Genomic DNA, 13,797 nt, shown 5'->3' on the forward strand with positions numbered 1-13,797 from the left:
TAAAGCCTTATTCGTTGGAGTCCGGAGCGCAATAGTTTTTTTCATAAACACCTGAAGGCATTTGCTGAATCTGGAACTCTATCATTTTTTCAAATGCAACCAGCATAGCGTCGAAGTTCCGTTCAGGCTCTAACGTTTGAATAATATGATGGCCCGCTTCAATCGTGGATAGTGCATTAGGTGATGGTGCTTTGCGAATCCGATAATCGCCCTGCAAGGTCTCTGGCAATTTAACCAACGGTAAAGCATGCAAATTCGTAGACAGTTTCCACATCTTAAACGCTTTCTTCCACGTTCCGTCTAGTAGAATGACACGCAAGTGCTTGTTAGACGCTGCGAGTTGTACTTGCGATAATTCAACAGAGTCTTCACCCGGATACAGCACCACTGACTGGTATCTATCATCAGCCAACAGATCATTAAGCGCCTGATGGGTCGAGAAATCCTCACCAACAAAAAGATGTCCGTTTGGCAATGACAAGGACAGAATTCGCGCCGTCCCAAGCGGACGCTTTTCTTCACTTGGATGCTGCAAAATGATCAATTGTGTGTCACAGTGAGCGGGTTGAATCCACTGACAAATACAAGCGCGCTTAGCTTTCAAGCACTTGGGACAATATCGAGATATGGACACTTCTTTCGTCATAAGACTATTGCTGTTTTCTCTGCTTTGCGCATTACTGCAAATTCCGAGCTTACAATCCTTAGTAGAGTGGAACAAGCTAGCAATACACGCGGGTCAATGGTGGCGGATAGTATCAGGAAATTTCTCGCATACCAACCTAGCACATCTGGGCATGAACCTCGCCGGACTCTGGGTCATTTGCTACGTATTTCGTCCTTCGTGGCGGTCAGTGGTGGCTGTTACGCTAATTAGTGCGACCTCTATTGGTTTCGCTTTGTTGTTCACAAACTTAACGTATTACCTAGGCCTATCAGGAGTACTCCACGCTCTATTTGCTTATTGGGCGCTACAAGAGGCACTGAGTGGAAGAAATTCAAGTTGGCTGTTGGTCTTGGGTATCATCGGTAAAGTGGCCTGGGAAAGCTTATACGGCGCGTCAGAAGCGACCTCGCAGCTAATCGCGGCTCCAGTTGCGACACAAGCCCACGCAATAGGACTTGGCGTCGGCTTGATTTTGGCACTCTCGGTAAGCGTCTATCGTCGTAAGTTACAAAGTGATTCTTGAACGGTTCTTCTCTACCGTTGCTTCACCAATACCTTTCACTTGAGTTAAATCATCTGCCGATTTAAAACTTCCGTGTTGATCGCGATACTCCACAATATCTTTTGCTTTTTCCTCGCCAACACCTTTGAGCAGTTCCGCTAGTTCCTCAGGGCCCGCTTGGTTGATATTGACTGTTATCTCTATCCCCTCTAGTTTCTTCGCTTCAGATGCATAGGAAAAGCTCACTGGGGCAACTAACAAAACTAGTAGCAGCCAAACGTTTTTTAGATACTTCATTTGAATTCCTTTTTCTCACTAAAAGTCGCCATTCAAGATACCCAGAAAAAACAAACTGAAAAGTTTTGTCTACTGAAAACAAAACGGACCGCGAATGCGGTCCGTTTTTATTAGCTTATCAGTTACACAAGAACTGTGAGCTGAATTGCGTCATCGAATCTGTTAATGCTGTTATTCAGCATCAAGCAAATATTCGATGTCAGTATTTTTGCGCAGAATTGAAAGTACGGAAGCTAAGTCTTGTTGAGTCGCCTCACGTTCCATTTGAGCGCCGATTTGCTCGTTGTATGCTTCGTTGTACTCAGAAGCGACTTTAGTTAGCTCAACAACAACAATGTTGCCTTCCATATCTTTAGTCTGAGCGTAGGTCGCTGCGTTTTCTGCTGGCTTAGTCATTGCAAACACAGTGCCTGCTAATGGAGAGCTACGGTCGATAGCTTCCAGTTCTCCAAAACTTATACTGTTCGCTTGAAGTGCGTCTTGTTTGCCTTCTTTTAGCTCATTCACTAACTGAACACCCAACTCCATAGCCGCTTGCTCACCTTTAACCTTCGCTAGCTGAGTTTCCACTTGCTCTTTCACTTCTTCAAGTGGCAATACAGTTTGTTCACGAACGTCATCGACACGAACCACAATAATATGCTCTGGAGCCACTTCCATCACTTCAGAGTTAAGGCCATCTTCTTTCACTTCTGGTGACTGAATCGCTTGCATCACTGCTGGCGTTTTCAAGATTTCTGGCGCATCAACTTGAGAAATGAAATCAGTAGTCACGACTTTCTGATTTACCGCTTTCGCTGCATCATCCAGTGAATCAGGATATTCGAAAGCAACCTTCTCTAGTTCGTTTTGTAGGTTATAGAACTCATCCACCGCTACTTGGTCTTTAAGCTCAGCGATGATTTCGTCTTTCACTTCAGCTAAAGGCTTAGACTCAGATGCTTTGATAGCGTCAAGTTTAATGATGTGGTACCCGAAATCAGACTTAACTAAACCTGTTGTATCGCCCACATTCTTAAGAGCAAATGCAGCTTCTTCAAAAGCAGGATCCATTACATCACGTTCGATCCAACCTAAAGAACCGCCCTCTTCAGAGCTACCAATGTCTTCTGACTTTTCTTTCGCTAGCGTCGCGAAATCAGCACCAGCATTTAGCTCGTCCAAAATTGCTTGTGCTTTCGCTTCGTCATCGCCTTGAACCAAAATATGGCTCACTTCACGTTGCTCAGAAGTGGAGTATTTGTCTAAATGCTCGTCGTAGTATTTCTGAATTTCATCGTCAGTGACTTTAACTTGATCTTTAAGTGCTTGAGCAGATAGCTCAATGTAAGCCACTTTAACTTGCTCTGGACGCGTAAACTGTCCAGGGTTCTCTTCATAATACTTTTGAATCTCTTCATCAGTAATTTGAGCTTTCTTAGAGAAGTCAGCTAGCGATAGTGTCAGCGTTTTGATATCACGCGTTTGGGTTAGCAGCTTGCTTTGAAGCTCAATTTCGCTAGGAAGCGTAAACTCACTACCTTGCAATGCCGATAGTAGTTGGTTACGAACCAAATCACGGCGAAGGTACTCTGCAAAGCTGTCAGCACTGAAACCAGCACGGCGCAGCGTTGCTTGATAAATGTCTTGGTCAAATTTTCCGTCATTTTGGAACTGAGGCATCTCAAGAATCATTTGACGGATTTGAGCGTCGCTAATACGTAGTCCTAGCGATTCTGCATGTTGCTCAAGCAACACGTCATTAATCATACGATCAAGGACTGACTTACGGAAAGACGCTACGTAGCTTGGGTCACCAAGCAGAGTCGAGAAGTAATCACCAAGCTGAGATTGCATGCGATTGCGTTCATTTTGATACGCTTGTTCAAACTCACCACGACCGATTTCTACATTACCCACTTTTGCCGCAGTATTGCCAATTCCGCCTGCGATATAGCTACCTACACCAGCAAACACAAAAGACAGAATAATGAGTCCTAAGATAATTTTAACCGCGATGCTATTCACGCCTTCGCGAATTCGCTCCATCATAATTTTATTACTCTCCAGATAGGAAGGGTTATCTTCTACTGCATCGGATAATATCAGAAAAAGAAATGCGCATCAGTAAGATGCGCATATTTAAAAAAAGTTCGACTTATTTTGTCGATTAAGCCTTACAAAAGCTTAATTTTTGCTCAGTTGACGCAAGGTTTGCGTACAACTGTAACAAATGATTAGTTACAAGCGTCTTTAAGAGCTTTACCTGCTTTGAATGCAGGAACTTTAGCTTCAGAGATTTGGATCTCTTCACCAGTTTTTGGGTTACGACCTGTACGTGCTGCACGAGTACGTACGCTGAAAGTACCGAAGCCAACTAGAGCCACTTGATCACCTTCTTCTAGAGTAGTGCTAACTGCTTCGATGAAAGCATCTAGTGCACGACCAGCTGAAGCTTTAGATAGATCTGCGTTCTCTGCGATTTTTTCCACTAATTGTGTTTTGTTCACTGTGTTTCCCCTTTCTGTTACCGAATTGTTATTTTTTAAAAGGTAACGTTAGTTCCATTCTCGTAGTTGAAGACTCTAAGCCTTGTCTATCAAGGGCTTCAGAGTTACATAGCTAAACTTAGTGCTACAAAAAAACGCTGACAAGCTTTTTTTGCCTATCAGCGCATTTCTTTTACCTAAATTTGGAGCACATCACTATTTTACAGGTTCAAATGCCGCTCCAAGCGGTGCTCTCTCTAAAGCAACTTCAAGAACTTCATCAATCCATTGCACCGGAATCACCTTCAGATCCGCAATAACGTTGTCAGGAATTTCTTCCAAGTCACGTTCATTATCCTTAGGAATCAATACCGTTTTGATGCCGCCACGATGCGCTGCAAGTAGTTTTTCTTTCAGGCCGCCGATAGGTAGAACTTCACCACGTAGAGTGATTTCACCTGTCATTGCCACCTCAGCTTTCACTGGGTTACCTGTCAAGCTCGAAACTAAAGCGGTGCACATTGCGATACCCGCACTTGGACCGTCTTTCGGCGTCGCACCTTCAGGAACGTGAACATGAATGTCACGCTTCTCGTAGAAGTCTGAGTTAATACCAAGCTTCTCTGCACGAGAACGTACAACCGTCATCGCGGCTTGAATTGACTCTTGCATCACATCGCCCAATGAACCGGTTTGAGTCAGCTTACCTTTACCGACCATCGCTTCAGTTTCGATAGTCAATAGGTCACCACCTACTTCCGTCCACGCTAGGCCCGTTACCTGCCCAATGCGGTTGCTGTCGTCCGCTTTACCATAGTCAAAGCGTTGGACACCTAGGTACTCTTTCAAGTTATCTTGATTTACCGTCACCGTTTTCAGTTTCGGATCAAGCAAGATGTTCTTAACTGCTTTACGGCAGATCTTTGAGATTTCACGCTCAAGGCTACGAACACCCGCTTCACGTGTGTAGTAGCGAATGATGCCAATGATCGCAGAGTCTTCAATTTCAATTTCGTTCGGCTTCAAGCCATTACGTTGAACTTGCTTAGACACGAGGTGACGCTTAGCAATGTTCAGCTTTTCATCTTCTGTATATCCAGAAAGACGAATCACTTCCATACGATCAAGTAAAGGCCCAGGAATGTTCATTGAGTTAGACGTTGCAACAAACATTACGTCAGAAAGGTCGTAATCGACTTCTAGATAGTGATCGTTAAAGGCATTGTTCTGCTCTGGGTCTAGAACTTCAAGCAGCGCTGATGACGGGTCACCACGCATATCTGAAGACATCTTGTCGATCTCATCCAGAAGAAACAGTGGGTTTTTAACACCAACTTTCGACATCTTCTGAATCAACTTGCCCGGCATAGAACCGATGTAGGTGCGTCGGTGACCACGGATTTCCGCTTCGTCACGTACACCACCCAATGCCATACGAGTATATTTACGACCCGTTGCAGCCGCGATTGAGCGACCGAGGGAGGTTTTACCCACACCAGGAGGACCAACAAGGCACAAGATAGGACCTTTTAGCTTGTTAATTCGGTTTTGCACCGCCAAATACTCAAGGATGCGCTCTTTAACGCGCTCTAGGCCATAGTGGTCTTCGTTCAGTACTTCTTCCGCTTTTGCTAGGTTCTTTTTCACTTTAGAGCGTTTAGCCCAAGGAACACCTACCATCCAGTCGATGTAACTGCGAACAACGGTTGCTTCAGCGGACATCGGAGACATCATCTTAAGCTTTTGTAGCTCTTGTTCGGTCTTCTCTTTCGCTTCGGCAGGCATTTTTGATTCTTCAATCTTAGCCTTCAGTGTTTCGAACTCATCAGGAGCATCATCTAAGTCGCCGAGTTCTTTCTGAATCGCCTTCATTTGCTCATTCAGGTAGTACTCACGCTGAGATTTTTCCATTTGTTTCTTAACGCGACCACGAATGCGTTTCTCAACTTGCAGTAAGTCGATTTCCGATTCCATTTGTCCCATTAAGAACTCTAAACGCTCAGTTACATCAAGCAACTCAAGCACTTGCTGCTTATCTACGAGTTTAAGCGGCATATGAGCAGCGATAGTATCAGCAAGACGCGCTGCTTCATCGATGCCACCGAGAGACGTTAGTACTTCTGGTGGAATCTTCTTGTTCAGTTTGATGAAACCCTCAAACTGGTCGATTGCACTACGTACAATGACCTCTTCCTCACGCTCATCGAGTTCTGGCGTGATCAGGTATTCAGCATCCGCTACGAAAAATTCTTCATCGCGGTAATTGTTAATTTTGGCACGCTGCTGACCTTCAACCAGCACTTTTACTGTGCCATCCGGTAGCTTGAGAAGCTGCAAAATGGTTGCAACTGTGCCTGTTGTGAATAGATCGTCGATTTTTGGCTCTTCAGTATCTGCTTCTTTCTGAGCCACAAGGAGTACTTGTTTGTCATTATCCATCGCCGCTTCTAAGCAACTAATGGACTTTTCGCGGCCAACAAACAAAGGAATCACCATGTGTGGATAAACAACCACGTCGCGCAGAGGCAATACCGGGATTTCTATACGCTCGGAACGTTCCAAGTTCATATTATTCTCTCTTCCGCTTAGTATTATTTTCAGTATATGGGGGCGTATTCGTTGGATTCAATAAAGAAATAAAAAAAGGAGGTATCAAATACCTCCTTTTTATCTCAGCTTCGCAAATTACTCGGCGCTGGCAACTTGATTATCGTTGTTTGTGTAGATAAGTAGCGGTTCTGACTCACCATTTATCACACTTTCATCAATAACCACTTTGCTTACGTCAGTAGCCGATGGTAATTCGTACATCGTTTCTAGCAGCACACCTTCAAGGATTGAACGTAGACCACGAGCACCTGTTTTGCGCTCCATTGCTTTCTTAGCAATCGCACGCAGTGCATCTTCGCGGAACTCCAACTCAACACCTTCAAGGTCGAATAGCGCACCATATTGTTTGGTCAGTGCGTTCTTCGGCTCATTCAAGATTTGAATCAGTGCATCTTCATCAAGCTCGGTTAGAGTCGTTGTCACAGGTAGACGACCAATGAACTCTGGAATTAGACCGTACTTAACTAGATCTTCTGGCTCAACTTGGGTAAATAGCTCGCCGACAGTCTTAGTTTCGTCTTTTGAACGAACTTCTGCGCCGAAACCAATACCAGTGCCAGTTGCAACACGTTGGTCGATCACTTTATCGAGACCTGCGAATGCACCACCACAAATAAACAGAATCTTAGAGGTATCTACCTGCAAAAATTCTTGTTGTGGATGCTTACGACCACCTTGAGGTGGAACCGATGCAATTGTACCTTCAACCAGTTTTAGTAGTGCCTGCTGAACCCCTTCTCCCGACACATCTCGTGTGATAGATGGGTTCTCAGCTTTACGTGAAATTTTGTCAATTTCATCGATATAGACAATACCGCGCTCGGCTTTTGCTACATCGTAGTCGCACTTCTGAAGTAGTTTTTGGATGATGTTTTCAACGTCTTCACCAACATAACCGGCTTCGGTCAATGTTGTTGCGTCGGCCATTGTGAATGGCACATCAAGGAAACGTGCAAGCGTCTCAGCAAGCAGTGTTTTACCACTACCCGTTGGACCGATAAGAAGAATATTACTCTTACCGAGTTCAACACCGTCTGCCGTTGTATCACCATTGCGCAAGCGCTTGTAGTGGTTGTAAACAGCGACTGAGAGAACTTTCTTCGCGTAGTCTTGACCGATTACATAATCATCGAGGTGTGCGCGAATGTCTCTTGGCGTTGGTAACGCTTCAGATTCCTTCTTCGGCAGCACATCTTTGATTTCTTCACGGATGATGTCGTTGCATAAATCAACACACTCATCGCAAATGTAAACAGACGGACCTGCGATTAGCTTGCGAACTTCGTGCTGACTTTTACCACAGAAAGAGCAATACAGCAGTTTACCGCTACCACTCTCTTTGCTTTTATCTGTCATTCGCTAACCTCTTAGCCTTTACTTTCTATGTTTTGAGTGTATATCAATTTAGACCAAATTGCGCCCGCCAATTTGATTTTCACAGGCTTCAATTTGGTCAATTGTTACTCAAACGATTGTCGATTAACCGCGATGGGTTAAAACTTCGTCAATAATACCGTATTCAGCGGCCTGAGCAGCTGACATAAAGTTGTCACGGTCAGTATCTTTTTCGATAACGTCGAGTGGCTGACCTGAGTGTTCTGCCAAAAGATTGTTCAGCTTCTGTTTGATAGTCAGAATTTCTTGTGCATGAATCTGAATGTCTGAAGCTTGACCTTGGAAACCGCCTAGTGGTTGGTGAATCATCACGCGAGAGTTAGGCAGAGCAAAACGTTTACCAGGAGCACCACCTGCAAGTAGGAAGGCACCCATGGAACATGCTTGACCAGTACAAAGCGTGCTTACATTAGGCTTAATAAACTGCATAGTATCGTAAATCGACATACCAGCCGTTACGCTACCGCCAGGAGAGTTAATGTAGAGGAAGATATCTTTGTCAGGATTTTCTGATTCAAGGAAAAGCATCTGGGCAACAATTAAGTTCGCCATGTTGTCTTCCACTTGACCAGTCAAGAAAATGATTCGTTCTTTTAGTAGTCGCGAATAAATATCGTAAGAGCGTTCGCCTCGGGAAGTTTGTTCAACCACCATCGGTACTAGCGCGTTCATAATTGGCGACATTGCATTTTTTTCTTGGTAGCTCATATTCTTATGTCCCTAAAATAAATGGCCCGGATGATAAACATCATACGGACCATTGTTAGCAGAGAAGTCGACTCTAAGTCAACCTTCTATACAAGATATTGCTTATTAAGCAGCAGGCTGTTGGTTCATTAGCTCGTTGAAGCTAACTTCTTTATCAGAAACCTGTGCTTTAGCAAGAATTGCATCGATCGCTTGCTCTTCTAGTGCAACGTTGCGCATGTTGTTCATCATTTGCTCGTTTTGCTCGTAGTAAGAGATTACTTCTGATGGGTCTTCGTACGCTGTTGCCATTTCAGAGATAAGCTCTTTCACTTTCTCATCGCTAGCTTCTAGCTCTTCAGACTTGATCACTTCACCTAGAAGTAGGCCAACAACTACGCGACGCTTAGCTTGCTCTTCGAATAGCTCACGTGGAAGCTGTTGTGCAGCTTCTGGGTTGCCACCGAAACGTTGTGCAGCTTGCTGACGTAGAGCACCGATTTCTTGGTCGATTAGTGCAGCAGGAACGTCGATGTCGTTCTCTTTAACTAGACCGTCAAGAGCTTGCTCTTTGATACGGTTCTTGATTGCTTGCTTAAGCTCGCGCTCCATGTTCTTACGAACTTCAGCTTTAAGAGCGTCAACGCCGCCTTCAGCAACACCGAACTTAGCAACGAACTCGTCGTTTACTTCTGGAAGCTCACGTGCTTCAACTTTGTTCACTTTGATTAGGAACTTAGCTGCTTTACCTTTTAGGTTCTCAGCGTGGTAATCTTCTGGGAAGTTTACGTCGATTTCAAATTCCATACCCGCAGTCTTACCTTGGATACCATCTTCGAAACCAGGGATCATGCGACCAGCGCCCATTTCTAGTGGGAAGTTCTCAGCTTTACCGCCTTCGAACTCTTCACCGTCGATTGAACCAGTGAAATCGATAGTTACACGCTTACCGTCTTCAGCCGCTTCTTCAACATCAGTCCAAGTTGCTTGCTGCTTACGTAGAGTGTCGATCATTTCTTCAACGTCGGCGTCATTTACTTCAGTTGCAGGCTTTTCAACAACGATGTTTTCTAGACCCTTAAGTTCTACTTCTGGGTAAACTTCGAAAGTCGCAGTGAAAACAAGATCTTTACCAGCTTCGTTTTCAACAGGAGCGAAAGTAGGCGCGCCAGCTGGGTTGATTTTTTCAGAAACGATTGCTTCGATGAAGTGACGTTGCATAACTTCACCCATCACGTCTTGACGTACTGCTTTGCCGTACATTTGCGCAACCATCTTCATCGGTACTTTACCTTTACGGAAACCATCGAAACGACGGTTTTTCGCGATGTTGCGTAGTTCAGCTGTCACTGCGTCTTCGATGTTAGCAGCAGGAACAGTAATGTTTAGACGGCGCTCTAGGCCCTCTAGAGTTTCAACAGTAACTTGCATTGTATAAACCTCAGTTTGGCTCAGTGTTGGCTGAGCGTATGAGCATCCATATCACGAGGATATTTCCGCTTCATCCTTGTTAGTACCAATAGGTACTTCTTTAAAGTGAGCATCGATAACCAGTAAATCATGCTTTAATTAGCATGTTATCTTGGCTATCGGACTAATGAGTGACGTCTTCATCGGGCTGAATAGACAGCCTCAAAGGCATCTCTGATTAGTCTCAGGACAAAATTTCAGACGCGACATTCTAGCGATCTCCGCCTACCCTGTCGAGTCGAAGTCGGGTCAATCGGTGGTTTTGTCTCTAATTACTCCAAGAAAACGTTCAACAATGACGTTTTCAACCGATTCCAACTTGAAATGGGGACAATATCGGCTTTTTCAAGAGAGTGAAGGGCTTTTTTTGGTGAATGGCGAAAAAAGAGATCTTGCTCCTGTTTTGCAACGCGTTAACCTCTCAGTTCTTATAACTTTTTTGCCACAAAACCCTCAAATTCGTTAACCTATGCTTTCAAACGACATACGGAATCGTTGGTGCTTAACGTTGGGGTTCGACGATGCGATTGAAACGGATTTTGCTAGGCTTTGTTGCCCTATTTCTCTTAATTTCGACTGTAGGCGGTCAATGGTACTGGCAGCACAGCTACGCTGCTCTTGAAGAACAGCATAACAATTGGCTGAACCGATTCGTAGAAACCATCGACAGTAAACTGGACAAGTATCGACATATCCCACAACTCCTGTCGCAAGATAAAGAATTAGTAGACGCATTATTATCCCCAAGCAACACCGCTCAAATTGAAGTTACTAATCGTTACTTAGAGCAAGCCAACCGGATTATTTTGGCTTCCGATACTTATCTCATCGACCGTTACGGCAACACCATTGCCTCAAGTAACTGGGCATTAGAACGTTCATTTATCGGCAAAAACTTTGCATTTCGACCTTATTTCCAAGAAGCCATTAACGGTGGACGAAGTACTTATTTTGCGCTGGGCTCGACATCTGGGCAACGCGGTTATTATTACTCTTTTCCTGTAACTTATGCTGCAGAGCACATTGGTGTGGTGGTGGTCAAAATGGATCTGTCTTCCATTGAACGCAACTGGCAAAGTGAAACTAGCACCTATGTTGCCACCGACAATAATCACGTCGTGTTCATGTCTAGCAACCCTAATTGGCTGTTTAACAGTCTTTCAACACTGAACTCGCAAACACTGCAACGTATCCGTAATTCAAGACAATACTTAGAAACCGACATTCACAGTTTGGGATTCATCGGTGACCTGACGGCAAAATCCGCCCAACTTGCTAATCCTGAGGGTAATATATTCACCAAACACTACTTGGTTACCCAACGTGAATCCGGTATTCCAAACCTTATTTTAAGGGTATTAACTCCTCTCTCGACGCTCTATATTGAGCTTTTCGGCTTTATTAGCGTGCTAGCACTGGTTTTTATTACGCTTTACCTAGTCGTCGCTCTGATTGAGAACCGCCGCTATCGCCACCGACAGATCGAACAGGTGCAAACTGAGGCGAAACAAAAGCTTGAGTTTTTGGTGATGGAACGCACCGCCGAACTGCATGTAGAAATTGATGAAAGGGTCAAAACTGAGAAAGCCTTGCGACAAGCTCATGATGAACTCATTCAAGCCGCTAAATTGGCAGTGCTAGGTCAAATGTCTGCCAGTATTAGTCACGAGCTAAATAACCCTCTTGCAGCCATTCGCAGCTTTGCTGAAAACGGGCAACGTTTTATCGACAAAAACAAAGTTGACCGAGCAAAAGATAATTTACAGCGTATCGTCGCTTTGACTGAACGAATGGCAAAAATCAGCCAGCAACTTAAATCTTTCGCCAAGCGCAGTGATGCCAATGAGTTAAGCCGTATCAAGCTTGCTCCGGTGATATTTTCAACCATAGAGTTAATTCAACCACAACTTAAGAGTCATCGAGTCACGCTCGATTGTAAAATTGGTCAGCAAGATACCTTAGTACAAATCAATCCCATTCAGGTTGAACAGGTCCTCATCAATTTGCTGACTAACGCAATGCAAGCCATGCATGATAGTGAACAAAAACGACTAGAGTTGACCATAGAACAGGGTCAAACCAAAGTGACGATTCATATCGATGATTCTGGACCGGGCTTGGATGGCAACTCGATTGCAGAGCTGTTTGAGCCCTTCTATACCACCAAAGAGAATGGCCTTGGGTTAGGGCTTTCCATTTCCCAACAAATTATTCAAAACCTAAACGGCAAGATTCGTGTCGCTCGATCTCCTCTTGGGGGCGCTCGTTTCTCGGTTGAATTGCCTATTTTCACCCATGCGGACAAGGATTAAATTATGAGCCAAGTGTTTTTTATCGATGATGAAGCTGATATAAGAGCCGCGTTGGAACAAAGCTTCGAACTCGCCGATATTGAGGCGCGATTCTTCGCGTCTGTTGAAGATGCCATGTTGTGTCTAAAACAAAATGACCTTCCGCTTGCCATTATTTCCGATATTCGTCTACCTGGGTTATCAGGTCTGGATTTACTCAACACTGTCACCCGCCACCACCAAGGTATTCCCGTCATCCTGATTACTGGGCATGGCGATATTTCGATGGCGGTTCAAGCCATTCAAGATGGTGCTTACGATTTTATCGAGAAACCCTTTTCTGCTGAACGTCTCATCGAGATAACACAACGAGCGATTGAGAAGCGACAACTTACCCTTGAGAATGAAAGCCTTAAGCGCTCACTAAAAGCAAGCCAAACACTTGGACCGAGGATTATCGGTGACACCAATGTGATTCAAGAACTCCGCTCTACTATCTCTGTGGTTGCCGATACCGATGCCGATATTTTGCTGTTTGGAGAAACGGGCACAGGCAAAGAGTTGGTTGCACGTTCTTTACATGAACAGAGCTCACGGAAAGACGGTAATTTCGTCGCAGTAAACTGTGGCGCGGTTCCAGAGAATTTGATTGAAAGCGAGCTATACGGCCATGAGAAAGGAGCGTTTACCGGCGCAGAGAGCAAACGTATTGGTAAGTTTGAACACGCAGAAGGCGGAACCTTATTTTTGGACGAAATAGAATCGATGCCAATGCAAGCACAAATAAGACTGCTGCGAGTATTGCAGGAAAGAGCCATTGAGCGAGTCGGTTCTAATGCTCTCATTCCCCTAAATATTCGCGTTATCGCCGCCACAAAAACCGATCTAAACCAAGCTTCGATGCAAGGTACTTTTCGCCAAGATCTTTATTACCGCCTAAATATCGTGACTTTAGATTTACCTCCTCTAAGAGAGCGGAAAGACGATATCGCTTCACTGTTCCACCACTTTCAGCTTGTCGCTGCATCCCGCTATGGAAAAACCGCTAATGCATTAACTCCTCACGAACTTAGCCAACTTATTGGCCATGATTGGCCCGGCAATGTGAGAGAGCTAAGAAACTGTGCTGAGCGTTTTGTCCTACTGGGTAAAATTCAAGCAGGCACGCCTAATCAAGAAGAAAGTAGCGAAGGACAGTCTCTCGCCGAACAAGTGGGGTTATTCGAAAAAAATGTCATTGAGCATGCCCTTATCGAAACCAATGGTAGCATCAAGGCGACAATGGAAAAGCTCAACGTTCCTAGAAAAACTTTGTACGATAAAATGCAGAAATATCAGCTCATTAAGGAATCCTACAAAAGCTCCTACTAAAATACTGTAGAAGTGTGAGCCAAGTCTCCTATACTTAAA

General features: G+C 44.5%; 11 protein-coding genes. 3 read left to right on the top strand and 8 right to left on the bottom strand.

What is annotated here, in order from left to right; genetic code table 11:
- Positions 1-7 precede the first annotated feature (7 nt).
- Complete coding sequence (locus MMA19_RS23365) at positions 8-628, bottom strand: DTW domain-containing protein (RefSeq protein ID WP_240207425.1); 621 nt, start codon at positions 626-628, stop codon at positions 8-10.
- Between MMA19_RS23365 and rrtA the strand changes: the two genes are divergently transcribed.
- Positions 627-1,190: a rhombosortase gene (rrtA, locus tag MMA19_RS23370; protein WP_198557454.1), complete on the top strand. Its 564-nt coding sequence runs from the start codon at positions 627-629 to the stop codon at positions 1,188-1,190. The two genes, MMA19_RS23365 and rrtA, sit on opposite strands and share 2 nt — an antisense overlap.
- On the opposite strand, the gene MMA19_RS23375 is transcribed toward rrtA, so the two are convergent.
- From MMA19_RS23375 to tig, 7 genes are all read right to left on the bottom strand, one after another.
- On the bottom strand, positions 1,173-1,466 hold the full coding sequence (locus MMA19_RS23375; RefSeq protein WP_006075255.1) for a ComEA family DNA-binding protein: 294 nt from the start codon (positions 1,464-1,466) through the stop codon (positions 1,173-1,175). The two genes, rrtA and MMA19_RS23375, sit on opposite strands and share 18 nt — an antisense overlap.
- 171 nt (positions 1,467-1,637) lie before the next feature.
- Positions 1,638-3,497: a peptidylprolyl isomerase gene (gene ppiD, locus MMA19_RS23380; protein WP_240207395.1), complete on the bottom strand. Its 1,860-nt coding sequence runs from the start codon at positions 3,495-3,497 to the stop codon at positions 1,638-1,640.
- 185 nt (positions 3,498-3,682) lie between these two features.
- Positions 3,683-3,955, bottom strand: a complete 273-nt coding sequence (locus tag MMA19_RS23385) for an HU family DNA-binding protein (protein WP_006075676.1) — start codon at positions 3,953-3,955, stop codon at positions 3,683-3,685.
- Between the two features lie 195 nt (positions 3,956-4,150).
- Positions 4,151-6,502 carry an endopeptidase La gene (gene lon, locus MMA19_RS23390; protein WP_038229802.1) on the bottom strand — a complete coding sequence of 784 codons (2,352 nt, stop codon included), beginning with the start codon at positions 6,500-6,502 and terminating at the stop codon, positions 4,151-4,153.
- A 117-nt stretch (positions 6,503-6,619) separates the two neighbouring features.
- A complete protein-coding gene (gene clpX, locus MMA19_RS23395; protein WP_038229801.1) occupies positions 6,620-7,900 on the bottom strand; it encodes an ATP-dependent protease ATP-binding subunit ClpX in 1,281 nt (426 codons plus the stop codon).
- Between the two features lie 123 nt (positions 7,901-8,023).
- Complete coding sequence (gene clpP / locus MMA19_RS23400) at positions 8,024-8,647, bottom strand: ATP-dependent Clp endopeptidase proteolytic subunit ClpP (RefSeq protein ID WP_038229800.1); 624 nt, start codon at positions 8,645-8,647, stop codon at positions 8,024-8,026.
- Between the two features lie 105 nt (positions 8,648-8,752).
- Complete coding sequence (gene tig, locus MMA19_RS23405) at positions 8,753-10,057, bottom strand: trigger factor (protein ID WP_240207397.1); 1,305 nt, start codon at positions 10,055-10,057, stop codon at positions 8,753-8,755.
- A 560-nt stretch (positions 10,058-10,617) separates the two neighbouring features.
- On the opposite strand from tig, the gene MMA19_RS23410 reads away from it, so the two are divergent.
- Both MMA19_RS23410 and MMA19_RS23415 read left to right on the top strand, forming a co-directional pair.
- On the top strand, positions 10,618-12,408 hold the full coding sequence (locus MMA19_RS23410; RefSeq protein WP_236111554.1) for an ATP-binding protein: 1,791 nt from the start codon (positions 10,618-10,620) through the stop codon (positions 12,406-12,408).
- A 3-nt stretch (positions 12,409-12,411) separates the two neighbouring features.
- Positions 12,412-13,758 (top strand): sigma-54 dependent transcriptional regulator, encoded by a 1,347-nt coding sequence (locus MMA19_RS23415; protein ID WP_006075547.1) that lies wholly within the window; start codon positions 12,412-12,414, stop codon positions 13,756-13,758.
- The last annotated feature ends 39 nt before the right edge of the window (positions 13,759-13,797 follow it).

Source organism: Vibrio sp. CyArs1, assembly GCF_022432925.1.
Lineage (GTDB): Bacteria > Pseudomonadota > Gammaproteobacteria > Enterobacterales > Vibrionaceae > Vibrio > Vibrio mediterranei.